Genomic DNA, 24,790 nt, shown 5'->3' on the forward strand with positions numbered 1-24,790 from the left:
ACATCAACAAGAAAGGGAGGCTTACACCAGGTAGTACACCGAGGGCTTGGTCCCCTCCTCGGGAAGCAGCTGCTTGCACTCGCGTGAAGAGATGAGCTTGGAAATTTCCGAATTCGGATCATCCAAATCGCCCCAAATGCGGGCACGCCCAGGGCACGCCTTCACGCACTCAGGTTCTCCGCCATCGGCAACTCGATGCCAGCACATGGTGCACTTCTCAACCGTATGCCGCTGATGCTCCGGCGAATCTTTCGCGCCCAAGGTATAGTCGAGCATATACTCAGGCTCTTGCCAATTAAAAGACCGCACGCCGGTGTAGGGGCACGCCGCCATACACATACGGCACCCGATGCACTTGTCATAATCTTGGCGAACAATACCCGTTGCCTCGTCCTTGTAGGTAGCTCCCACCGGACACACCCTCACACAAGCTGGATTCCCGCAGTGCTGGCAATTTACAGGCAGGTAGTCGATGGAGCTGTCAGGGAACGAGCCCCTGGGAATGTCCATTTCGTTGCTGCCGCCATCAGTCAGGATGCGATTCCACCAAATCTCGTTAGGAAGGTTGTTCTCAATCTTGCAGGCCACGGCGCAGGTGTGGCATCCGATGCACCGCTCTTGGTCAATTGCGAATCCGTAATGCATAATGTCACCCTACCTCTTCTTTACGTCGACGCGAGTATCATAAAAATTGAAGGCCACCGACCATTCATCATTGTGCGGGTAGGTGAGCTCCTGGTAACCGCCTTCAATGAACTGATCACGCTGCCAACCCTTGGGCATACGAGTCATGCCCTTTGGCAGACTCGGGTCGATGATGGCCTTCACCACCATACGGCCGCGATCGTTGAACACCTCGACGACGTCTCGGTCAGCGATTCCGCGGTCCGCCGCATCTTCAGGGCTCATCTTGAAGAGCGGCTCGGGATCGAGCTCTCTCAAGATAGGAGAGTTAAACCACTGGGAGTGGGTACGCCAACGCGTGTGCTCCTGGATGAATACGAGCGGGTAGGTCTTGGCAGCTTCGCTGCGCTCGCTCACCTCGGCTGAGGGCTGATAGTACACCAGATGCTCCTTGGGGAAGCGCTCTGCGATGTCTTGCCCATACATGACGCGGGGGGCCGGCTTCTCAGTGTAGAGTTGGGCCAAACCGGATTCCGTGGGGAACTTTTCCCGCCCAACAATACCAGGCTTGCCAGGTGCCGTGCGCAACTCGATATAGCCGTCTTTGCGTAAGCGGTCGAGACTGACACCGAATGCCTCCACTGCAGGGCCCGACAACAGCATGTTTGCGTAGTCGTCGAAAGTGTACTCCTCGGGAAACGCTTCGGCATAGCCCAGGGCGCGACCGATCAAACCCGCAATCTCAACATCGTCTTTGGCCTCAAAGGGCGGATCTATCACCTTATCCTGATGCACGATATAGGGCAGGTTGTGCGCCTTGCGGAAGTCCTCGTTTTCGTAGAAAGAAGCGATGGGCAGAATCATATCGGAGTATCGAGCGGTGTCGGTCATCTCCATGTCCATAGCCAGGAGGAAATCGAGATTGGGCAGAAGTTCTTCGAGGTAGTTAGTCTGCGAGGGCCAGTTGCTTGCCGAGTTGGAGAGAATGGCCACCATGGCCTTAATCGGATACGGCTCGCCGTTGTATTCCTGATCGCGTGCCACCTCATGCAGCAACGTCATCGGGAACGCCGTGGTCATTCCCTTGAACCCGGGAGCGGCCCACAGTCCGGGGATATTCAAGACGAGGGCGGTATTCAGGTAGATGCCCGTGAAGCCGGCACCATCGCGACCCACATTGCCCGTCAGCGCCATAAGGATGGCAATAGCCCAACAGGACTGGTAGCCATTGTTGTAATGGTCCATACCGAAGGAGATGTTCACCGAAATAGCATCGGCCTCCGCGAACATGCGGGCTAGATGCTCGATGGTTTCCTCTGTCATGCCCGTTTCCGCAGCGGCGTCGGCTACGACGTACTGGGACAGCTGCTCCTTCAACAGGGTATACGACGTGGTTACCGTAATTCCTTCATACTCGTAAGACCCCTCGAGCGCCGGATCGGCACCGGTGCCGTACAGCACGGCAGTGCTCCTCTCGGGATCCCATACGTAGAACTCGTCGTCGGCGTCTTCGGGCACCTCTTCGAAATCGCTCTTACGCAGCAGCATGCCAGTGTCCTGGCGCACCAGGAAGGGCGCCGTAGTGCGTTTTTTAATGAATTCGACATCCTGCAGATCGTTCTCAATGATGTAGTTCGACATGGCCAGAGCAAGATAGCCGTCGGTTGTGGGCTTGATGGGATAGTACTCGTCAGATTTCATGGCGGTGGCAGACTTCACCGGATCGATGGTGATAATGCGCGTACCCTGCTCCTTGGCGCGTTGCATCCATCGCCAGTTCTGCGGCGTGCTATGCACGGGATTCGAGCCCCAGACCACAATATGCGAGGAATCGAGTACACTCTTTGCCTCGTTAGCGAAATACATAAGGCCGGTGCCGAGCACGCGATCGATGCCGTAGCCAGTGGAAAGGTCGTTCATGCCCGCAGGCTTCGAGACCCCCATGACACTACCCAGGCGATTGAAGATACCCGTCTGGCCCTGAATCTCGCCATAGTTGCCCGTCCCAAAGTCGAAGACTACGGCCTGGGATCCATACTCTTCAGCGATGCTGGAGAACTTTTGAGCGATTTCAGCAATGGCCTCGTCCCACGTGATGCGCTCCCACTCGCCAGCGCCACGCTCGGTACCATCGACCCGGCGCAAAGGATACTTGATGCGGTTTTTTCCGTAAATGCGATGCATGTACGACATGCCGCGCAGACAGCTGCCGCGATAAAGATCCTCGCCATAATCGGCAGGCTCCAACCGAACGATCTTACCGTCGCGCACATGGGCAGCGTAGCGACAGGATTGCATGCAGTTCGAACGGCAGACGCCATAGCCAGCAATTTCATCCTCTGTCGGCTCTCCGGCATTCGCGGCATCGAAGGTGCAACCAACCAGATTAGATCCGACAACGGCAGCACCAGCAGCTGCACTCGTGGCTTTAAGGAAGCCTCGGCGAGTCAGACCGCCTTGCGCGCTATTCCGATTCGACATCTCTCCTCCTCTTGCGAGTAAGGGAGCACGCAATTCAAACGGATAGCTACTCCGCAGAGTTGACGCATGCATCCCTCTCTTTCCCATCCCCCATGGGCGAATCCGGTTGCCTTTTCGCGGCACGATTGATGGGATTCCAACATTGTCTTTAGAATCGGCCGGATTCTGATGCTGCCAGTCTGTCATACTTTGTCATATGTTGTCAAGAGAAAATGTAGGACAATCTATGACAAAATTTGTCCTTGATTCAAAACACCGGATCAGAGATCATTTCATGCAAACCATTTTCATGGCAGAAAATTGCACCATTTTGCAAAGTCAAGTCTTGATTATAGAATATTTGTTTGTATTATTATGAATTAAGCGGGGAGCTGGGGCTCTCTGCATACATCTCCCCTAACACCAATTCTAGATAACGGGAGGGAGGTGATGCAGATGAGCATTTTCCTGGCCTTAGTCCAGACTTTGATTGGAGCCGCCACTCTTGGGGTTGCACTTTTGGCCCTAGAAAGCGGGGACCCGCCACATAGTGACGGGTCATCCAACAACAGCGAGGACTAGGCACCCTCGCTACCGGGACGTCTTCGGGCGTCCCGGCCCTTCGGGGCCAAGTTCTCTAGGCGAGGCCCATTGTAGCACAGATGCGTCGTCGGTCGCTAGGCCTTCTCCCCGCCTTCGGGCACAAAGCCCTCGCTGAAGGCGCTGGGGATGACGAGCGTGCCGCCAGATTGCTTCACGGACTCGTAGGCCAGATGCATGGTGCGCAACCTCATAGCCTCGGGGTCTCCGGCATAGCTGGCGCTCGCGTCCTTCAGCATGTCGGAGATATCCGCCTCCGCCTCGGCCAGGGTCATGCGGGCGTCGCGCTCGCGGGCCGCGATGGCACCGGCGGCCATCGCCGGCTGCAGCTCGCGGGGCACCACGATGTCGCGCACCTCCACGTCTATGACGTCGATCCCCCAGCCGTCCAGCTTCGCCTCCAGCACCTCTTTCAGCTCGGCATCCAGCTGATCGCGCCGACAGGCCACCTCGGCCAGGCTCGCACGGCCGATGGCCGCCCGCAGCGTGGCCTGGGCCATCCACGCCACGGCGCTCACGTAGTCCTCCACTTCCGTGGCGGCCTTCTTCGGGGAGAACACCATCCAGAACACCACGGCATCCACGTTCACGGGCACCAAGTCGGACGTGAGCGTCTCCTCGGCGCCGAAGTAGGTGGCCGCCACGCGCTGGTCGATGCGCACCGTGTAGAACTCGATAACGGGCCACGTGAACACGAGCCCCGGCCCGGCCACGCGGTTGAACCGGCCGAAGCGCATGACCACGGCGCGCTCCCATTCCATGACGATGTGCACCGACGAGGCGGCCAGGATGCCGACCACCACGGCGATCACGAGGGCCGCGAGGCCGATGCCGCCCGCGAGGGCCTGGGCGCAGGCGAGCACCAGCGCGCAAACGGCGGCGAACACGATGATGGTGAACGCCACGGCGCCGTTGCGAGAGGTGCGGTTACGCCCCGTTTCCAGCCGCGCGCCCGTCTGCGGCGCCCTCTCCTGCGGGCTCGGGGAACTTGACGAGGCGTCCGCGCCGTGCTTCTTGCGGGTCATGGGCTGCTCCTTCGCTTGTGCCATCCTTCTCGCGCTTGGCCTTGGCGGCCACGAGCGCCGCTGTGAACTGCGCGTCGATATCCTCCAGCGACATGCCGAGCTCCTGGCAGCGCTTGAGGTACTCTGCCGTGACGATCTCCGCCGTCACCTCGGCCGAGACGCCGGGCTTGTCGGACACATCGGCCACGAACGCCCCGAGCCGCCGCTTCGACACGATGTAGCCGTCCTCCTCCAGGCTCTGGTACACCTTGCTCACGGTGTTGTAGTTCACCTCCACCTCGGCGGCCAGGCCCCGCACCGTGGGCAGCTGGTCGCCCGGCAGGTAGAACCCCGAGGTGATGAGGTAGATGAAGCGGTTCTTCAGCTGAAGCCAGACGGGAATGGAGCTGGCGGCGTCCAGCTCGAACAAATCCCCGGCAGGTATCGTCTTGCCTAGTTTGACCACAGGATCACGTCCTCTCTTTCCGTTGCGGAGCCTTCTCCCCCGCTTTCCTCTGCGGAAGGCGCGGAACGCAAGCCCGCCGCCTCCTCGTTTTCGGAAGGTACGGAAGCGGGGGCTTCCGCTTCCTGCAGCTCCAAGGGACGCTGGGCACCGGCCTCCACCACCGCGGCGCGCAGGCCCAGAGCACCCACGAGCACGAGGGCAGCCGCAAGAGCCAGGGCCGCAGCGGGATACGCCTTCGCGACCGCCTTCGCAGCCGAGCGCGAGCGCCCGTGCCCGCGAACAAGGCAGCCGACTTCCACGGCGAGCGCCGCCGCAAGACCGCAGGCCACGAAAGCCGCCCACCAGGGCAGCGCCGCCGGGCCGTGCATGAGGCTCGTCGCCGAGGCTCGCACACCCGCGTGATCGCTTCCCAGCGCGAAGGCGAGAAGCCCCGCGGCCGCCACCGCCTCCGCCACGATGACGACCACATCGACGCGGGCGGCACTGCGCACCGCCTTCCGAACGCTCCCGTCGCCTTCCACGAAAAGCGCCCCGGCCATGAGCAGGGCGCAGCCGCAGGAGGCGGCCGACAGTGCGAAGAGCGCCGGTACCCAGGGCGACGACCACAGCCGCACCCCGGAAAGCGTCTGCAGCAGCAGCCCGGCGTAAACCGCCACGACCACGGCCAGCCCGCAGGCGACGATCTCCGCGACCACCATCGCGCACCGACGCAACCAGGGCACGTACAGAAACCGCGCCAGGGCAAGCGCTGCCGCCACCGCCGTCAGCAGCGCCACGGCCCAAGCGCCCAGATTCATGAGCGTGACGGGCGGTGCCAAAAACAGCGACAGCACGCGGTCGGCACGTCCGAGGTCGGCGGCGAGGCAGCCGGCGCCCAGGGCCAGCGCCCCGCACGAGAGGGCCAGCACACCGGCAACCAGGCGCTCAGCCGGGCGCTTCTCAGCGAAGTCAGGCACCACATCCGCGCCGAAGGGCTCGCGCACGAAGAGCAGGTCGGCCACAGACGCCGCGGCCACGCCGCCCGCGCCGACCCCGGCCAAGAACAGATAGGCTGTCACCAGCTCCCCGAACAACGCGCCCCCTTCGATTCCGTTTCCCGAAGTATGACACAAACGCTCGCCAATGTATATGACAACATGGGGCAGAAGCGAAAACCTATTCCACACGCAGCATGCGGTAGCCGATGCCAACGTGGGTTTGGAGATAGACCGGGCTGGCAGGATCGGGCTCGATCTTTTTGCGCAAGGTGGCCATGAACACGCGCAGGCTGGGCAAGTCGCTCGCCAGGGCGGCGCCCCACACCTCCTTCAGAATGTAGTTGTGGGTGAGTACCTTGCCGGTATTGTGGGCCAAAAGCACCAGAAGCTTGTACTCGATGGGAGTCAGATGAATCTCGTCGTCGCCCCTCACGACAACCTTGGCATCGAAGTCGATGGCGAGATCGCCATTGCGATACGTCTCCCCCGCCTCTTCCTCGGTCTCGTCGAAGGCGACGCGACGCAGCGCCACGCGCACTCGGGCAAGCAGCTCCGCAACTGAGAAGGGCTTTGTCAGGTAATCATCGGCCCCCGCATCAAGAGCCGTCACCTTATCGGCATCCTCCTGGCGCGCCGACAGAACGATGATCGGCACGCGCGACCATCCGCGCACCGCTCCGATGACCTCCGTCCCGTCGCGATCGGGCAGTCCCAAATCCAAAATGACGAGGTTGACATCCCTCGCGCACGTAAGGTCAGCGAGAGCCGCCGTAGCCGTGGATGCCTCGCGCGAACGATAGCCGTGCACGTCAAGGGCACACGTAACCAGATTGCGCACCGCCGGGTCATCCTCCACAACGAGGATAACGCCCTCGTTTCTATCGCTCAACGTCCGCACTCCCTTCCTCGACGACGCCAACCGGAGCCTCTTCGCGCAGCTCTGCCGCGGGAAGAGCGAACGAGAACACGCAACCGTGCGGATAGGCATCGCGCAACACGATATCACTGCCGTGCGCCCTTAAGATAGAGCGGCAAAGCGAAAGACCCAGCCCCATTCCTCGACGCGCATCGCCCCCTTCGCCGTCCTCGCAGCCTGTGCCCACCCGTCCCCCGTGGTAGAACAGATCGAACACGCGCGCTTGCTCGGCGAGAGGGATGCCCGGACCGTCATCGGCCACCGCGACAACCACCCTATCGCCGGAAGCGCTGCGCTCGCGATGCGCGGTGAGGCGAATGGACGACCCCGCGGGCGTGTAGGCGATGGCGTTGTTCAAAAGGTTCACCACCACCTGCACAATCAAACGTCCGTCCATCTGAGCCAGGAGAAACTCATCCTCGATCTCCACCGTCAGCCGATGCTCGCTCACAAAGCGACTGACATGGCGCAGCGCATCGGCCAGCACGTCGGAAACCAGTTCGGGGGCGCGCGACACTTCGACGTCGCCGTCGTCGAGCCGCGTCACCGACAGTAAATTTTCCACCAGATTGATCAGCCAATTCGCGTCCTCATGGATATCCGACGTCAAACGCTTCCTCTGCGCCTCGTCCAGGACGTCCCCCGAGGCGAGCAACATATCGGCGTCGCCCGAGATGCTCGTGAGCGGCGTTCGCAAATCATGGGAAATGGCACGCAGCAGATTCGAGCGCAGCGCCTCTTTCTCGGCCTTGACGGCGAGGTTCTTCCGCTCGCTCGCCAGCGCCAGAGCCTCCGCCTCCTGACCGCATTCGTCAAGCAGCGCTACGAGCAGATTGCGCTCGAAGGAGCCGAAGTCGTCATCGCCTTGCTCCATCACCAATCCCGCCACACCGAACACGCGATCCTTCGAACGAATGGGAAGGTACAGGCAGCGCGCCTCGCGCAAGGTATCCGTCGTCGCGCCGGCGGCCTCGCCATTGGCGGCGACCCACGACGCAACAGCCATCTCGCCCGGAGCCGCGAGATCCAGCTTCTCGGCGTCTCCCCCGCCGCTGCCGGGGACATCGAAGACCCGCGGCGGAAGGAGGCCGCCATGCGCCGCCCCGTCGACCTGGTACATCACCACCGGCCGATCGAGAATCTTCACCACTTGGGCCGCCGCCGTCTCCAAACAAGCGCCGAGGCTCACGACCGCCTGGAACTCCCGACTGCTCTCCAAAAGCACCTCGGTACGATAGGCCCGTCGCGCCGCCGTGGTCGCCTGACGCTTCAGTCGGATGGCCAAAGATGAGGCCCCCAATGTTCCTATCAGCAGAAACGCGAAGATGATGGGGGCCGATAGGCTATAGGCATGGAAGGTGTAGCGCGGCGCCGTGAAGAAGAAGTTGTAGGCCACGACACTGCCCAGCGCCACAAGCACGGCATACAGAAAACCATCCGCGCGCGTGGCGAGCAGCAGCGCGACCAGCAGATAGGTCATGAGGATGATCGAGGGCGTAGGGCTTGCCAGCCACGCCACTTCCCCCAGCGCCGTCGCAACGGCTATCGCGAGAAGCGCTCGAAAAACATCGGAGGCCGTGAGGCGAAAGCTCGCATGGGTGCGCAAGCGCTCGAGCACCGAGGGGGCGTCCACCGCGGGGACGGCCGTCACCATGGCCTCGGGAGCGGCCCGCATCAACCGCGACGCCACGTCCCCGCATCCGAGCAGGCCGATGCGACCGGGCATCGAGGGCACCACGATACGGCGAATACCCGCCGCTGCGGCGTAAAGGGCCACGGGCTGCACCGGATCGTCCCCCGTCAACGTGACGATGTGCGCACCCATCTCCTCCGCAAGGGCGATCGAGCGGGCAAGGGCCGCATCGCCTTTCGATCGCCCCTCCACGCCCTCGCCGCCCGATTCGACCACAAGCGCCGTGCACGAGCCGCCAAACGCCTCGGCCATACCCGCTGCCGCGCGAATAACTCGCGGCGCCGCCGCATCGGCGGTCACCAGCACCAAAACGTCTTCGCCGCCAGCCGCATGCGGCACCGTAGCCGCAGAGGCGCGCGTGAGGCGGTCGGCAGCGCGACGCAGGGCAATTTCGCGCAGCGCCGCCAAATTCGATCGCGAGAAAAAGTGCGAAAGCGCCGACCCGATCCGCTCGGGCGCGTAGATTTTGCCCGAACGCAGGCGCTTGATGAGGTCAGCAGGCTCCAAATCGACGACTTCGACCGAATCGGCCGCGTCGAAAACGCGGTCGGGGATCCGCTCGGAGGGCGCCACAGCCGTCACGGAGGCAATCTTGTCGTTAAGCCCCTCGAGATGCTGCACATTCACCGTCGTGTACACATCGATACCCGCACGGAGCAGCTCTTCGACATCTTGATAGCGCTTGCGATGGCGGCACCCCGGCGCATTGGTATGCGCCAGCTCGTCTACCAGCACAACTTGGGGACGGCGCTTCAGGGCGGCGTCGAGGTCGAATTCGCGCAAAGCGACGTTTCGGTGCTTCACCGATTTCACGGGCAGCACTTCCAGGCCATCGAGCAAGGCAAGGGTGTCGGCACGCGTGTGCGGCTCAACGTAGCCCACTACCACATCGACGCCCTCATCTTGGACATGATGAGCCTCGGTGAGCATGGCGAAGGTCTTTCCCACGCCGGCAGCGTACCCGAAGAACACCTTGAGCCGGCCGCGCCCCTCGAAGCGCTCCGCCTCACCCGCTTCCTCTTCCTCCCGGATTCGCTGTAGGATGGCATCGGGGTCGCCGCGGCCGCCGCCGATCTCCCATCTCTCTCGAACTTCCGCCACGTCACTTGCCCTTTCGCGTCGTCCCGACAGCGCCCCTGCATCCTAGCACGCCTCACTCCTCAGCCGCATCTCATTCGCTATCCGTTTCCCTCAGGTTTTCTCCAAGCGCGCCAAGCTCCACTTACTCCAGCACGCCGTCGAGCATGAGGTTCACCTTCAGCACATTCACCCGCGCTTCGCCGATAATGCCCAACAGGGGGTACTCGGTGCACTGAGCAATAATGGCACGCACCTCTCTCTCGGGCCGTCCCGTTGCCGCAGCGATACGTTCCACCTGGTAATCGGCAGCGGCCGGCGAGATATGCGGATCGAAGCCCGATCCCGACACCGTCACCAAATCACTTGGAACGGGCTGCGCGGCACGGTCGGGATGGGCCGCCCGCACCTGCTGTATGCGTTCGTCCACTCGCGCGGCAAACTCGTCGCTCGCGGGACTGAGGTTCTCGGGGCTGTACCACAAAAGCGGCTGCCCCTCCGCATCGGAGAAGGAGCTGGCGTCGACCACCGTGGGCCGACCCCACAAATGGGTGTCGCTCTTAAAGGGCTGTCCCACCAACTCGCTGCCGTACTTCACCCCGTCAACCTCGATAATAGAGCCTGTCGCCTGGTACGGGAACGCTATAGCCGACAGCCCCGTCACAGCCCAGGGGTAAACGATCCCGCACAGCACACTTGCCGCGATAAACAACGCCAGGGCACTCGCGAAGCACCGCGTCACCATCTTTCCACTCATAATGCGTTCTTCCTGTTCTCGAAAATTGCCTTCACAGCGGTTCAAACGAAGGCCGCCGCCATGTTGCGGCCCGGATGCCTTTACGCAACGCCGACAAACACCATGAGCGCATCGAGCGCCTTGATGGCCGCAAAGGGAACGATCACGCCGCCCAAGCCGTACACTGCCAAATTGCGCGCGAGCAGACGGTGCGGCGACGCCTCGCGACACTTCACCCCGCGCAGCGCAAGCGGAATGAGCGCGACGATGATAAGAGCGTTGTATATGATGGCCGCAAGCATCGCCGAGGCGGGTGTGGCCAGATGCATGATGTTGAGCACCTCCAAACCCGGATAAAGGGGCACGAGCAGCGCCGGGATGACCGCGAAGTACTTTGCCAGGTCGTTGGCGATCGAAAACGTGGTGAGGCTGCCGCGGGTCATGAGCAGCTGCTTGCCGATACGCACGATTTCGATGAGCTTGGTGGGCGAGGAATCCAGGTCCACCATGTTGCCGGCCTCCTTGGCCGCCTGAGTGCCGGAGTTCATGGCCACGGCCACATCGGCTTGGGCCAGCGCCGGAGCGTCGTTGGTGCCGTCGCCTGTCATGGCGACCAGATGCCCCTCGGCCTGGTAGCGACGGATGGCCGCAAGCTTCGCTTCGGGCGTGGCCTCGGCAATAAAGTCGTCAAGCCCCGCCTCAGCGGCGATGGCAGCGGCCGTGAGGGGGTTATCGCCCGTGACCATCACTGTTTTAATGCCCATGGCGCGCAAGTCGGCGAAGTTGTCGCGAATGCCCGACTTGATGATGTCCTTCAAGTGAATGACGCCGAGCACGCGCGCATCGCGCGCCACCACCAAAGGCGTCCCGCCCGATCGAGACACCTCCTCAGCCACGGCGGCCACCTCCGCGCCAAAGACGCCCCCGCGCGCTTCCACGTAAGCCCGCACGGCGTCGGCCGCACCCTTGCGAATCTCGTGACCCTCGAAATCCACACCGCTCATGCGCGTTTGGGCCGTAAAGGGAACTACCGCAAAACCGGACTGCGCCAACTCGCGCTCGCGGATGCCGAAGCGCTCCTTGGCGAGCACCACCACACTGCGTCCCTCGGGCGTCTCGTCGGCCAGGCTTGCCAGCTGAGCCGCATCGGCAAGTTCGCGCTCGCTAACGCCGCCAACGGGCAGAAAGGCCGCAGCCTGACGGTTGCCGAGCGTGATAGTGCCCGTTTTGTCGAGCAGGAGCACATCTACATCACCCGCCGCCTCGACGGCACGTCCGCTGGTGGCCAGCACATTGGCTGCATTCAGTCGGCTCATGCCGGCAATGCCGATAGCGGACAGCAGCGCGCCGATGGTGGTAGGCGCCAGGCACACGAACAACGCCACCAACGAGGTGATTCCCAGAGGATTTCCCGCGCCGTGCTGCGCGGCGGTAAATGCTCCGAACAGGTACAAGGACAGCGACACCGCAAGAAACACCAACGTCAGCGCGATGAGCAGCAGCTCGAGAGCCTGCTCGTTGGGGGTCTTTTTGCGCGCGGCTGACTCGACCATGGCGATCATCTTATCGAGAAAGCTCTGACCCGCCTCAGCGGTCACCCGCGCTACCAGCCAATCGGAGAGCACCGTCGTGCCTCCGGTAATCGACGACCGATCGCCGCCGCTCTCGCGCACGACCGGCGCCGATTCGCCGGTAATCGCGCTTTCGTCCACGCTTGCCGCCCCCATGATGACCTCGCCGTCGGCGGGCACCTGCTCGCCCGCGCGAACAAGGTACACCTGCCCCCGCTTCAACGTAGCCGATCCCACCGCGCGGCCTCGATCAGCAAGAAACGCCGACGGGTCTTCCATCGTGGCGGCATCAGCGAGGGCGGCGTTGTCTATGAGGCACGCCTCGACATCGCGTTTGGCGGAGCGCAGCGCATCGGCCTGCGCTTTGCCGCGACCCTCGGCGAGCGACTCGGCAAAGTTTCCGAACAGCACCGTCGCCCATAGCACCACGCAAATTGCCGCAATGTAGCCCCACGGAGCGTCAGATATGCCCGCGAGCGCCAACGCAAGCAGCACGGTGGTCAAACAGGCCGACAGATACACCATGAGCATAACCGGATTTTGAGCCTGGCTGCGAAAGGACAGCTTGGCAAAAGCGTCGCGAATCGCTCGTTTCGTTTCCTTTTTCATAGACCACGCACCTTACCTAGAACGCACCCATGAACTGCTCGGCCAGAGGTCCCAGCGCAAAAGCCGGAAGAAGGGAGAGCGCGCCGATGAGCACGATGATGACCAACAGCAGCACGGCGAACAAAGCGCCGGAGGTGGAAAGCCCGACCGCTCCCGTCGCCTGAACCTTGAGCTGCGCCAAATTCCCGGCGAGCACCAGCGCCGCAGCGAGCGGAGCCAGGCGGGCAAAGAGCATTTCCACCCCCAGCACCACATTGATCAGCGGCGTGTTCGAGCTCAGACCGGAAAGGCCGCTGCCATTGTTTCCGCCGGCCGAAGTGGCCGCATACAGCAACTCGGTAAAACCGAAGGGGGCCGGAGTTCCCACCGCCGCCGCGCTGGCGGGGCTCATCACAAGCACCGATGCGGCAAGCAGGATGGCAAGCGCCGGCGCCACCACGATAACGACCGCCATGCGCATCTCGGCCGGACCCAGCTTCTTTCCCAGGTATTCAGGAGAGCGTCCTATCATCAGGCTCGCAACGAACACCGCCAGCACCGCGAAGCCAAGCAGGCCCACCAAACCCGTGCCGACACCGCCGCCGACCACCTCGCCAAGTCCGATGAGCGCCAGCGGCACCAGCGTTCCGATAGGAGTCATGGCCTCGATTGATGCGTTGGCCGAACCGTTGGAAGTAGCGCTCGTGAGCGCCGTCCACGCCGCCGATTCTCCGACGCCGATACGACATTCCTTTCCCTCCATATTGCCAGCCGACTGATCCAAGGCGCCCAGATACACTGCCCCATCGGCTGAAAGCTGGGGCGTGGCCGCCGTCTCAGCGGCGATAACGGAAAACAGGCCCGCCGCGAGAATCGCGAGGACAACCGTCATGAGCGCGCGACTCTGCCGACGGTCGCCCACCATGCGCCCGAAAGCAAATATCAGAGCGAAGGGGATGAGCGGCATCGCCGCACATTGGAGGAGATTCGTAAGCGGCGTGGGGTTCTCCAAAGCCGAGGCGGAATTCGCGCCGTTGAAACCGCCGCCGTTTGTTCCCAGCTGCTTGATAGCCACCTGAGACGATTGCGGACCGAGCGGTACGACCGCCTCGGTCACCTCCTGCACCGCCGTCGGATCATCGGCATCGACGAGAGCCCCCTCGGCATCAACGCTCACCGGCTCCAAAAGCTGCACCATCTCATAGCCCTGAAACGTCTGGGGGGATCCCTGCCATACTCCCACCAAAGCGAGCACCAGCGACAGGGGCAGCAGCACGTAGAGCACCGCGCGCACGACATCGACGAAGAAGTTCCCGAGCTTGCCGCCGTCCGAAGATGCCAGGCCCCTCAGCAACGCGAATGCCACCGCGATGCCGACGGCCGGCGAAAGGAAGTTCTGCACCGCCAGACCAACCGCCTGCGAGAAGTAGCTCAGATTCGTCTCACCGGCGATAGGCTGCCAATTGGTGTTCGTCACAAAGCTCGCCGTCATATTGAAGGCCGTATCGAGCGCAAGCCCCGGAAAGCGCTCGGGGTTCCAAGGCAGTGCGCCTTGGCAGATCAGCAGGGTGAAGAGGCCGATAAAGCTTACCGCCGTAAAGGCGAGCGCACTGGCGAGAAAACGCCTCCAATCCATACCATCATCCTCGCGCGCGCCCACAAGACGGCACGCAGAGCGCTCGAGCGGGCCAAGCGCACGCCGAATGAGAAGGGGCCGACCTTCCATCACGTCAACCAAATACCCCGAAAGCGGGAGGGCGCAGGCCACGACGAGCGCCACCAGCACGCCCGCCTGCAGAAACTCCGACCCCGCGATCGCGCTCATCGCTGCTCACCGCCCCGCAGCAGCAAAACTGCCAAATACGCCATCGCGACGAGCGCCAACACGCCCACGATAGGTGTCACCACGAACATGATCTTGCCCTTGTCTCTCAAGATCCCGCAGGACCGCTTGCCAACATCCGGGAGGCAACGCGCTTCGCGCGCAAGAGCACCACCCGATGAATGTCAGCATAATCAGCAAGGGCTAAAGACGCCGTTAAGGTTCATGCGCCCGCATTAAGACGGTATTAAGATTGCAGTCCGGCAGCTCGTCTCCGCGTCTGCGTCGCATCCGCCCCGCTATTCAGCTTTCAACGGATACAGCGCGAGCGAGCTAGAAGCAACGGCGCCTCGAACGCTGGTGCACCGGACGCCACTTCGGAGGTCGTCGCCGATTTTCAACGCATGTTTGACGCAGCTCAAGCTATAATTCGCCCTGAAAGACACGTATGACTTGCCCGAGCAAAGGGCAAGTCGCAACAGCAAAGGAGCATTCGCATGAAGATCGCCATCCCCAGCGAAACCGACGCCGGCCTCGAGAGCATCCGCAGCGGGCACTTCGGCCACGCCGCGTACATGACCGTCGTCGAGTTCGATGACGACATGAACATCGTGGGCGTCGAGTCGGTGAAGAACGCCGATCACGATGCCGTGGGTTGCGGCGGCGTGATCGACTTCGTCTCCGGCATCGGCGTCGACGGCATTCTCACCGTGGGCATGGGCATGCCGCCGTTCACTCGCTTCACCAACGCCGGCATCAAGGTTTACTCCGACACCACCGAGCCCAACGTCGGTAACGTGGCCCGCCTGTTCGCGGAGGGCAAGGTCGCGCTCATGGATCCCGCCAACGCCTGCCGCCACTAGAGAAGGCCTCGGCCCGCAAAGGCCACGGGGCACCTGCCCCATCGCTCGCCCAGCCCGAAGAGCCGCCGACTCTTCGGGCTTTTGTTTTGGGCTCAACGCTCCGGGCCGCTAAGGGCAATCGGAAACGCCCGAACCCTGACGCCCGGAGCCGCTAGTACGGCACCTCCAAGTCGCCATGGGCCAAAGCGTCGGTGCTAAGCGGCGAGAACGCCCCGGCCCGATAGCGGTCGAGCGCCACTTCGGCGATCATGCCGGCGTTGTCGCCGCAGGAGGCGAGCGGCGGCATCACGAGGCGCACGCCCTCCTCGGCGCACATCTGCTCGTAGGCGGCGCGCAAGGTCGGATTGGCCGCCACGCCGCCGCCGAGGCAGAAGGTGGGCGCCCCCGTCTCGCGCAGGGCCGCGCGGGCTTTGGCCACCTGCACGTCCACAACGGCCGCCGTGAAGCTCGCGCAGATGTCGGGCACATTGAGCTCGCGCCCGGCGGCGCGCTCGTTGTTGATGTAGGTGACCACGGCGGTCTTCAGGCCCGAGAGCGAGAAGCGCAAATCACCCGAATGCAGCATGGCCCGGGGGAACGGAATGGCATCCGGGTCGCCCTCGGCGGCGAACTTCGAGACGACCGGGCCGCCGGGGTAGCCCAGGCCCAGCGCCTTGGCCACCTTGTCGAAGGCCTCGCCCACCGCATCGTCGATCGTCGCGCCGAGCACGCGATAGTCGCCCCAGTCGGCCATATGCACGAGCAGAGTGTTGCCCCCGGACACGAGCGAGACCACCGCCGGCGGCGCGAAATCCTCCAGCCCGATCTTGTTGGCGTACAGGTGCCCTTCCAAATGATTCACCACGATAAAAGGAATGTCGGCGCCCCAGGCCGCGCCCTTGGCGAAGGCCACGCCCACCACGAGTGCGCCCACGAGTCCCGGCGCGTAGGTGACGGCCACGGCATCGAGGTCGCGCCAGCGGAGGCTCGATCGCCCCAGGCTCGCCGCAGCGACGTCGAGCGCCTCGTCGCACACGCCGCAGATGGCCTCGATGTGCTTGCGGCTGGCAATTTCGGGGACGACGCCGCCGAAGCGGGCGTGGAAATCCACCTGGGTCGCCACCACGTCCGAGCGCAAAACTCCCCCGCCGTCGATGACGGCGGCGGCCGTCTCGTCGCAGGAAGACTCGATGGCCAGAATGAGAGGATGATTTGTCGCGATCACATCGCTCTCCCCGTAGGGGGCGACCTCGGTCGCCCCTGGGCCCGAAACATAGCCAGGCCGCGCGTCAGCCACCGCACCGTTCGGAACCGCTGCCAGGGTGATGGTGGGCAGAGGGCCCTGCATGATGAGGGCGTCCTCGCCGTCGGAGTAGTAGCGCGGGCGGCGGCCCAGCACCTCGTAGCCGAGGGCCGCATACAGCGCTTGGGCCCCGGCGTTTGCGGCACGTACTTCCAGCGAACTCGTGCGCGCCCCCAGGTTGCGGGCGTCGTCGGCCACGCGGGCGAGCAGGACGCGAGCGATGCCGTGGCGGCGCCATGCGGGATCCACTCCCACCTTCAGAATCTGCAAGTCGCCGTCGACCACCCAGCCGCCGGCATAACCCACCAGAGGCGCCTCGGCGGAAAGCGGCATCTTCGGGTCCGCGGCGTAGGCGGCCCACCATACCCGGTCGGCGCGGCCCAGCTCGTCGGCCACGAGCGTCTCGTTCCACGCATCGGTTCCCATCACGGCCGCCTCCAGGGCCGCCACATCGGCCACATGACACGCATCGAGCGGCTTGTAGGCGATGCCCTCGCCGTTGGCCCGGGCGTTGGCGATGGCCGTGTCGTTCATGGTCACGTGCTTCGAGCCCCGCTTGCCCGCCAGGGCACCGTCGGCCCGGGCCAGGCGCTGCCGCTCGTTCTCCTCGGCGTCCGACAGGCGCGTGTACACGGGCAGGGCGAAGGCCGGATCGTGGCGCTCGGCGTCGAGGGGATCGCACTCCCCCGCGCGCCATGAGGCCCGAAGCGCCATCAAGAGGCCCGCGCCCGTCGGCGTCCACAGCGCCTCGGGCAGAAGGATGCCCGCGCCTTCGAAAAGCTCCACGTACTTGCGCAGGGCATCGCCCGCGATCAGGCGATCGGAGGCACTTGTCGCGCCGAGCTCTTCGGCGAAGGCATCCGCCTTGATCACGCGGTCGGCGGTCACGCGCTCCGCCCCCGCGTCGCTCAGGCGGTATTCCACGGGATACACCTCGCGGCGCATGGCGTCGGCCACGACGAGCAATGACCCGCGCTCACTCGCCTTCCACGCGCCCCAGGCCACCGCGTCCAGCGACGAGACGCCCACAAGGCCCACCTCTAACGCGGACGCGATGCCCTTGGCACAGGCCAGGGCGATGCGCACCCCGGTGAACGACCCCGGGCCTCGTCCCACGGCCACGCAGGCGATCTCGCCGCGGCCCACGCCGGCCTGGGCGCACAGCTCATCGATGCGCGGCAGTAGCTGGGTGTTCGACGCCCGCCGCGCCTCCACTTCCACGCTCGCCACGCACTCGATCGACTGCGTGGCGGCATCAAGCTTTCCCAGCCCAATGGCAATGACCTCGTTGGCCGTGTCGAAGGCAAGTACGAAAGAACGCTGTGTATTCAAAGGGAGAACCTTCCCGAAAACGACAAATCAGTGCGGCCTATTGTACCCCACTGCCCGCGCGCCGCAAGATAGCGAACCCAAGATAGCGAACTGCCCGAGGTCTCTCTCTACAGCTGGCACTTTCCCAAGCGCGATTTGGAATCGTTGGCCCACACGCACAAAAGCTGGCGCGAACGGGATCCGAAGGAGTGCGCGACGATGCGCCGTGCGCCGTCGCCGTCGACTGTGATGGCGATCTCCAGATAGTCGTAGGGCATGTCCTCGGGGAACTTCTCGGCCCATTCCACGAAGGCCGCTCCGTCTCCGTCGCCGTCGATGGCGCTGTAGTAGTCGATGTCCTCCAGCTGCCAGCGCGCATCCAGCCGGTACAGGTCGTAGTGGTACAGCGGCAGGCGCCCGTCGTGGTACTCCAAAAGGATGTTGAAGGTGGGGCTTGTCACCGCCGCCCGCACGCCGAGGGCTGCGGCCACTCCTTGCACGAACTGGGTCTTCCCCGCCCCCAAATCGCCGGTCAGAACGATGGTGTCGCCCGCGTGCAGGTAGGGCGCGAGCGTCGCCGCCAGCTGCTTGGTGGCCTCGGGGGTCGTGGTGGTGCGCTGATATGTCAGTCCGTTCGCCATGCTCCCATCATAGGCCGTCGACCGCGCTTCGCAAGAGCACCCGCAGGGAAGCCGCAAAACCTGACCGAATTACCCACATTCCTGAAGAATTCGGCAGATTCTTCTACGCCCTCTTCGTGCCATGGCAGGCGTACATGACCAGCCCCACGGCCACGCCGCCAACGATGTTGCCCAAGGTCACGGGAATGAGGTTCGCGAAGATGAAGTCGCCGAAGTTGAGCAGGGCCACATTGATGCCCGCCGCATCGATGAGCCCCGTGTACGCCGGGTTCATATAGGCGAAAATGCCCGCGGGCACGTAGTACATGTCAGCGACGCAGTGCTCGAAGCCGGCCAGCACGAAGCCCATGATGGGGAAGAAGATGGCGAGCACCTTGCCGGCGGTGTCCTGGGCGGTGTTGGCCTGGTACACGGCGATGCACACCATGAGGTTGCAGAAGATGCCCAGCACGAAGGCGTTCATCCACGGCAGCGCGTTCTTCGCGGCAGCCACCTTGGCCGTGTACACCGCCAAGTCTCCCCCGCCGATGTTCAGCTGGCCGAAGAACGCCATGCAGGCGGCCAAGGCCACGGCCCCCACGAGGTTGCCGAGAAACACGATGCCCCAGTTGCGGAAAAGCCGTCCCCAGGTGATCTGGCCGTCGATGGCGGCGGTCACCATGAGCGCGTTGCCCGTGAACAACTCGGTGCCCATGAGGATGACCATCATGAGGCCGACGGGGAAGATGAGCCCCGACATGAGCCGCACGAGCCCGGCGTTCTCCAGGCCGTGGGCGGCCGTGGACGAGGTGACCGCGCCGAGCCCGATGAGCACGCCGGCGGCCACCGCCAGCAGGAACAGCCGCCATGCCGGCGAGGCGGCCTTGCCCACGGAGGCCCTCATGTAGTTGTCGGTGATCTCGGTGGGGCTGAAGATGGCCATGGTTGCTCCTCTTCGGTCAATCGTCGCGCATCGGTACGCCTCCCATCATTCCACGAGAAGCCGCGCCCGACCCCCGCGGGCCCGCCCCAATCGGGCAGCGGCGTCGCGGGCCGCCGAAGGCGGACGGAAGCGACCGGCGGACGGCCGCCGGCGGCCACAGCGGGGATGGCGGCCCAAAAGGTGCCGCTCATACAGTCATATCACCATTTTATGGGAAAGGGCGCGACACATTACCCCCCTTTCCATGGGAAGCGCGAAAGCGGCAAGAGGGGCAGTATGGGCACCGAGGCGGCACAAGCCGCCCCGGGCGCGGAGAAGCGCCCACGTGCAACGACCCCAAGGAGGGAAACATGGAGAACATGGATCGACGGACGTTCCTCAAGGGCGGGGCCGGCCTGGCGGCGGGCGCCGCACTTCTGGGCGCCGCCGGCTGTGCCCCGTCGACTCCGGCAGCCAACGACGCGCTCGCCAGCACGGCGGCCGGCGAGCTGCCGGCCGACCTCAAGGAGAGCGACTTCGAGTTCAGCATCGTGGAACGCGAGCCCATTACGGAATTTGCCGCCGAGGAAACCTACGACATCGTCGTAGTAGGCGCGGGCTGTGCCGGCGTGCCCGCCGTGCTCACCGCCGTGGAGGAGGGCGCGAAGGTGGCCTGCCTCCAGAAGGAGGCCACGGTCTCGGCCAACGGCAACGGCTGCTCCTTCGTCGTAAAGGCCCACTCGAACCCCGCCGGCATCGTGCGGTGGCGCAGCGACTGGGCCCGCCTCAACGACTGGCGCATCAACAACGAGCTGTTCAACTACTATGTGGAATATGCCGAGGAGGCCGTACCCTGGGTTATCAGCCAGGGACGCTCGGTCGGCATCGAGCCCATCGAGTTCCTCACCGACAGCTCCATCCGCTACGACGATGGCGGCGTCGTCGCCGTGTGCGACGCCACCCAGGCCTCGAACCAGGATCTTATGGTGGCCCTGGCCCAGAAGGCGGCCGAGGGCGGCGCCACGTTCTACTACGAGACCCCCTGCGTGCAGCTGGTCCAGGAGGAGGACGGCACCGTAACGGGCGCCATCGGCAAGCAAAAGGACGGCAGCTACGTCAAGCTCAACGCCACCAAGGGCGTCGTGCTGGCCGCCGGCGACTACATGAACAACGAGTCCATGGTGGACCGCAATTTGCGCGACGCCGCCATGTTCCCCCTGTGCCTGGTGAACCACACCGGCGACGGCCACATCCTCGGTATTCTGGCGGGCGGCCGCATGGCGCCCCTCGGCCATGCGCGGCAGATCCACACCAACTACATCGGCCCCTTTATGTTCTACCCCTTCCTGGCCCTCGATGTCCACGGCAAGCGCTTCTGCAACGAGACCATCCCCATGAGCAGCCTGAACATCTCCATGTCCGCCACTTACAAGCCCGAGGACCGCGGCATCCACTTCCGCATTTTCGACTCTAAGACCGAGGGCGCCGTGGAGGGCATTCCCGGCGTGCCGCCGGTGGCCCTCGTGGGCGAGGGAAGCGCCTGGATGGATCCGGAAACGGTGGTATCGGGCAACACCCTGGAGGAGCTCTGCGAGGCGGCGGGCATTCCCGTGGCCGACGGCGTCGCCAGCATCGAGCGCTACAACGAGCTGTGCGCCAAGGGCTGCGACGACGACTTCGGCGTCGCCGGATCCGATATGGCGGCCATCGACACTCCCCCCTTCTTCTGCATCAAGGGCGATGTGGGCATGTCGGGCATCAACGCCGGCATCATGGTGGACAACCGCTACCGGGTGATCGACAACGAGGGCGCCCCCATCCCGGGCCTGTACGCCGCCGGCATCCAGGCGGGCAACCCCTGCGGCGGCATCAACTGGAACATGCCGGGCGGTTTCTCGAACTCGCACATCTTCACCGCCGGGCGCTACACGGTCATCCACGCGCTGACCGGCGACATGACGCCCGCCCACCCGGCGAGCTTCGAGGATCTCGCCGACTCCTTCGTCGGTGAAGACGGCGGCTACGCCTGGGACAGCCCCCTCTGCGCCACAGCCATTACCGTCTGGTAAGCCAAGAACCCCTCATCCCTCCCTTTGCGACCGGGCCCCTCAGCGGGTCCGGTCGTTTCCATTCGCGGCCTCGTTAACCATGTCGATCAGCTCCTGGCGCGAGTGCACGCCGAGCTTCCGATAGAGGCTCTTCGCGTAGGTCTGCACGCTGCTCACCGAAAGGAACAGGCGCTCGGCGATCTTTTTCTGGGTGTTGCCGCGATAGAGCAGCCCGAGCACCTCCCCCTCCCGCTCGCTCAGCCCATGGGCATCGGCCATGGCGGCGAGAATCTCCGATACATCGGCGGCGCCTGCAGCGCATTCGGAGCTTGCGGGCTCGGCACCGTCAGGGCGCAGGCGCACGAACCAGAGCATCCCCAGCGTCATGGCGAAGGCCGTGACGAGCATGACGGCGTTGACCACCGAGTCCATCTGTCCGGGAGAGAGCCCGATAAGCCCGACGGTATGGATGGCGCAGTCGACGGCCACGATGAGCATGGGCGCAGCGACCGCAGCCAGCCACCAAGGGAGGTCCCGCGCTCCCATGCCCTCTTGAACCGCCACCCACAGCAGCGTGATGGCCATGGGGCGACTTGACAGGATCAAGGCCCGGCACAGCACAGCCAACGGCGAGTAGAGCAGGGCGGTGCAGTAGAGACAGGCGATGCAGAGGATGAAGAAGCCGAGCCACGGAAAGGCCGCGCGCCGCTGCCGCCATGCGGCGAGGGTGAAGAGGCAGAAGGCCGGATAGAGCACGAGGGCGAAGGCACAGTGAATCCATCCATCGGAAAACCAGGTCTCGCCCCGAGCCACCGACGAGAGGCTCATGAACGCCCCGCTTCCCAGTAGGTAGCAAAGCAGAATGGCCGTCGCGGGCACGGCGGCGCGCCCCGAAAGGGACGGCGCGAGGCGGGACGGAAGCGGTGCTTTGGGGGCATCGCAGCCAATGTGGCCGAGAATCACCAGGAAGATACTGCTCAGGGCGAACATGAGAGGGTTTGAGATGTCGCCGGTGGGCAGGGGATCCGTAAGCGCCACGATGGCCTCGCCGATTAGAAACGACAGAAGCAGGGAGAGGGCGAGCACGACGGCGTTGTCCCGAGGGGTCAAGCGCCGCGATGCCGCCGCGAGGGCCAGGGCAATCACTACGCCGTAAAGCGCCATGATGGCGGGGTAGGCAGCCATCATCCAGCGCGGGACCGCTCCGGCATCGGCGCTGGCAACGAGCGCGGCCGCGCAGGCGAGCAGCAAGGCGCCGGACCCGACGATGGCCGCCGTGCTGCCGGCCACCCGTTCGGCCAGGCTGTCGCGAAACACCACGAGCACCCCACCCATAAGGGCCATGGTGACGAGCGTGATGAGGTTGCTGGCGAAGACGGGGCCTGCGACGTAGGAGGCATGGGACTCGGGCAGCACGTTCGCCGGGTAGGGGAACAGCACGAACAGCGACCAAAAGCAGGCGTAGGCCAGCGCGAGCAGCAGGATGCGCAGCTTGTTCAACCTCTCTCCTCTCGAATCAGAACCGGTCGCGCGCGGCCCCATGGGGGCCGCCACCATTATACCCGCCATCTGTCCCCAAGGGGCAAGGCACGTTTCACGAGTCGTCCGCCCCTAGCGCTGCCCAGCCTCGGCCGCCTGCACCACGTGGGCCATAGTGACGCTCGTAGTCACGCCGCCGAGGCCTCGGGGCACCGGCGTGATGGCGCCTTCGGGCCCCAGCACGGGCTCCACGGCGCCGAAGTCCACATCGCCGCAGAGATTGCCGGCGGCATCGAAGTTGATGCCCACATCGAGCACCGTCTGGCCCGGCGAGAAGTACTCGGGACCGTAGGCGCGGGCGCGGCCGGTGGCGCACACGACGATGTCGGCCTCGCGGGTGTGGGCGGCCACATCGGCAGTGCGGGAATGGGCCAGCGTCACGGTGGCGTGGCGCGCCAAGAGCATCATGGCCACCGGACGCCCGATCACGAGGCTGCGACCGAGCACCACGACGCGCTTGCCCGCAACGGGGATGCCGTAGAAATCGAGCGTTTCCAGACACGCCTGGGCCGTAGCGGGCGGGAAGCCCTCGCCCGTGTCGGCGAACACGCCGGCGAGCGACGCCGATCCAATGCCGTCGATATCCTTGACCGGAGTCAGGCGGTCGCACACAGCGCGTTCATTCATGGAAGCGGGCAGCGGGCGGAACATGAGACAGCCGTGGATGCGCGCATCGGCATTCACGAGGTCGATGACGGCCTCCAGCTCGGCCTGCGTCGCCTCCGTTGGCAGCACGAAACGACGCACGGCGATGCCGTGGAGATCGGCCTGGCGGGCGCAGGTGCGCTCGTAGGACAAATCGTCGGGCCGCTCCCCCACGCGCACAATGGCGAGCGTCGGCGCCACGCCGTGCGCCCGCAAGCGGTCGATGCGGGGCAGCAGGCGCTCCCACAGGGCCGAGGATACCTCCTTGCCGTACAGAATCCTCGCCATCAGCTAAGCCTCTTCACGACATCGGCGTACACCTCATCGGCCATGGCGCCCCCTGCGGCGAGAAGGTCCTCCATCTGATTGCGGTAGACGTCGGCCCGATCGACATCATCCATGGAGCCGATGTTGATGACCACGTTCAGGCTCGCCGCCATAAGCGCTGCTTTGGCGAGCACGGCGCCCGCCCCGGCATCCGAGAGAGCCAGCACCGAGCCGTGCCGGGCCACGAACACGCAGGACTCGATGACCTGCAGGCAGCAGGCCATGATCTCAAGCGGCACCTCGCAGGCGCCCACGAGCGCCTTCTGCAGCGCCGCGTTCTGGGCCGCACGCTCAGCATCGGTGTCCTTGGGCATCCCGTAAGCGGCAGCGAGGGGTTCGAAGGCGCGAGCGTCCTCGTCGATGAGCGACAGCAGGTGCGCCCGCGTGTCGTCCAGCTCGACGAGCTCGGCCCGCATCCGCTCCTCGACATCGGCGTACTTCTTCTTGCCCACGGTGAGGTTGCCCACCATGGAAGCCAGCGCCGACGCAAGCGCCCCCGCATAGGCCGAGGCCCCGCCTCCACCGGGAGTCGGGGCCTTTGAAGCCAGCGCCTCCACAAACTCGGTATCGACCACGCAAACCCTTCTTTCCGAAAAAGCAGGGCTCGGACTCGGTGCGGTGGTGCCGCGCGCAGTTCATTGAAGTGCACGAAGCACGTCCGGAGCAGAACTCCGACGGTGCACTTCAATGTTGTTTGAG

General features: G+C 64.3%; 18 protein-coding genes. 2 read left to right on the forward strand and 16 right to left on the reverse strand.

Annotation, left to right across the window (positions count from 1 at the left end):
• Positions 1-21: 21 nt before the first annotated feature.
• The 10 genes from ACW4QM_RS03075 to kdpA all read right to left on the reverse strand — a co-directional run bounded on the left by ACW4QM_RS03075 (position 22) and on the right by kdpA (position 14,537).
• A complete protein-coding gene (locus ACW4QM_RS03075; protein WP_425292715.1) occupies positions 22-648 on the reverse strand; it encodes a 4Fe-4S dicluster domain-containing protein in 627 nt (208 codons plus the stop codon).
• Positions 649-654: 6 nt separating this feature from the next.
• Positions 655-3,105: a molybdopterin-containing oxidoreductase family protein gene (locus tag ACW4QM_RS03080; RefSeq protein ID WP_161128369.1), complete on the reverse strand. Its 2,451-nt coding sequence runs from the start codon at positions 3,103-3,105 to the stop codon at positions 655-657.
• Positions 3,106-3,761: 656 nt separating this feature from the next.
• A complete protein-coding gene (locus tag ACW4QM_RS03085) occupies positions 3,762-4,709 on the reverse strand; it encodes a slipin family protein (RefSeq protein WP_173112198.1) in 948 nt (315 codons plus the stop codon).
• Positions 4,612-5,154 (reverse strand): GntR family transcriptional regulator, encoded by a 543-nt coding sequence (locus tag ACW4QM_RS03090; protein WP_231699589.1) that lies wholly within the window; start codon positions 5,152-5,154, stop codon positions 4,612-4,614. The genes ACW4QM_RS03085 and ACW4QM_RS03090 overlap by 98 nt, the downstream gene beginning before the upstream one ends.
• Entirely contained in the window at positions 5,142-6,227 is a 1,086-nt protein-coding gene (gene nrfD / locus ACW4QM_RS03095) for an NrfD/PsrC family molybdoenzyme membrane anchor subunit (RefSeq protein ID WP_173112195.1), read from the reverse strand. The genes ACW4QM_RS03090 and nrfD overlap by 13 nt, the downstream gene beginning before the upstream one ends.
• Positions 6,228-6,309: 82 nt before the next feature.
• Positions 6,310-7,020, reverse strand: a complete 711-nt coding sequence (locus tag ACW4QM_RS03100; RefSeq protein WP_231699588.1) for a response regulator — start codon at positions 7,018-7,020, stop codon at positions 6,310-6,312.
• Positions 7,010-9,841 carry an ATP-binding protein gene (locus ACW4QM_RS03105; RefSeq protein ID WP_455798179.1) on the reverse strand — a complete coding sequence of 944 codons (2,832 nt, stop codon included), beginning with the start codon at positions 9,839-9,841 and terminating at the stop codon, positions 7,010-7,012. The genes ACW4QM_RS03100 and ACW4QM_RS03105 overlap by 11 nt, the downstream gene beginning before the upstream one ends.
• Before the next feature lie 121 nt (positions 9,842-9,962).
• Positions 9,963-10,574 (reverse strand): potassium-transporting ATPase subunit KdpC, encoded by a 612-nt coding sequence (gene kdpC, locus ACW4QM_RS03110; RefSeq protein ID WP_173112192.1) that lies wholly within the window; start codon positions 10,572-10,574, stop codon positions 9,963-9,965.
• 80 nt (positions 10,575-10,654) lie between these two features.
• A complete protein-coding gene (kdpB, locus tag ACW4QM_RS03115; protein WP_114548797.1) occupies positions 10,655-12,733 on the reverse strand; it encodes a potassium-transporting ATPase subunit KdpB in 2,079 nt (692 codons plus the stop codon).
• A 16-nt stretch (positions 12,734-12,749) separates the two neighbouring features.
• Positions 12,750-14,537, reverse strand: coding sequence for a potassium-transporting ATPase subunit KdpA (gene kdpA, locus ACW4QM_RS03120; protein WP_455798180.1), 1,788 nt, complete (start codon positions 14,535-14,537; stop codon positions 12,750-12,752).
• Between the two features lie 494 nt (positions 14,538-15,031).
• Between kdpA and ACW4QM_RS03125 the strand changes: the two genes are divergently transcribed.
• Positions 15,032-15,397 (forward strand): NifB/NifX family molybdenum-iron cluster-binding protein, encoded by a 366-nt coding sequence (locus ACW4QM_RS03125; protein ID WP_022740458.1) that lies wholly within the window; start codon positions 15,032-15,034, stop codon positions 15,395-15,397.
• 151 nt (positions 15,398-15,548) lie between these two features.
• Here ACW4QM_RS03125 and tsaD read toward each other — a convergent pair whose 3' ends face one another.
• From tsaD to ACW4QM_RS03140, 3 genes are all read right to left on the reverse strand, one after another.
• Complete coding sequence (gene tsaD / locus ACW4QM_RS03130) at positions 15,549-18,011, reverse strand: tRNA (adenosine(37)-N6)-threonylcarbamoyltransferase complex transferase subunit TsaD (protein ID WP_161127662.1); 2,463 nt, start codon at positions 18,009-18,011, stop codon at positions 15,549-15,551.
• Positions 18,012-18,118: 107 nt separating this feature from the next.
• On the reverse strand, positions 18,119-18,631 hold the full coding sequence (gene tsaE / locus ACW4QM_RS03135) for a tRNA (adenosine(37)-N6)-threonylcarbamoyltransferase complex ATPase subunit type 1 TsaE (protein ID WP_161127661.1): 513 nt from the start codon (positions 18,629-18,631) through the stop codon (positions 18,119-18,121).
• A gap of 103 nt (positions 18,632-18,734) precedes the next feature.
• The gene (locus ACW4QM_RS03140; RefSeq protein WP_114548801.1) at positions 18,735-19,553 is read right to left on the reverse strand and encodes a formate/nitrite transporter family protein; all 819 of its coding nucleotides are present in this window, start codon (positions 19,551-19,553) and stop codon (positions 18,735-18,737) included.
• Positions 19,554-19,903: 350 nt separating this feature from the next.
• Between ACW4QM_RS03140 and ACW4QM_RS03145 the strand changes: the two genes are divergently transcribed.
• The gene (locus tag ACW4QM_RS03145; RefSeq protein ID WP_161127664.1) at positions 19,904-21,601 is read left to right on the forward strand and encodes an FAD-dependent oxidoreductase; all 1,698 of its coding nucleotides are present in this window, start codon (positions 19,904-19,906) and stop codon (positions 21,599-21,601) included.
• 39 nt (positions 21,602-21,640) lie between these two features.
• Here the strand turns inward: ACW4QM_RS03145 and ACW4QM_RS03150 are convergent, their stop codons facing one another.
• The 3 genes from ACW4QM_RS03150 to ACW4QM_RS03160 all read right to left on the reverse strand — a co-directional run bounded on the left by ACW4QM_RS03150 (position 21,641) and on the right by ACW4QM_RS03160 (position 24,666).
• Positions 21,641-23,080, reverse strand: a complete 1,440-nt coding sequence (locus tag ACW4QM_RS03150; RefSeq protein ID WP_161127660.1) for a helix-turn-helix domain-containing protein — start codon at positions 23,078-23,080, stop codon at positions 21,641-21,643.
• Between the two features lie 111 nt (positions 23,081-23,191).
• Positions 23,192-24,052 (reverse strand): bifunctional 5,10-methylenetetrahydrofolate dehydrogenase/5,10-methenyltetrahydrofolate cyclohydrolase, encoded by an 861-nt coding sequence (locus ACW4QM_RS03155; RefSeq protein WP_161127659.1) that lies wholly within the window; start codon positions 24,050-24,052, stop codon positions 23,192-23,194.
• Positions 24,052-24,666: a cyclodeaminase/cyclohydrolase family protein gene (locus tag ACW4QM_RS03160; RefSeq protein WP_161127658.1), complete on the reverse strand. Its 615-nt coding sequence runs from the start codon at positions 24,664-24,666 to the stop codon at positions 24,052-24,054. Before ACW4QM_RS03160 ends, ACW4QM_RS03155 begins: the two co-directional genes overlap by 1 nt.
• Positions 24,667-24,790 lie beyond the last annotated feature (124 nt).

It is taken from the genome of Adlercreutzia sp. CNCM I-6207 (assembly GCF_977072305.1).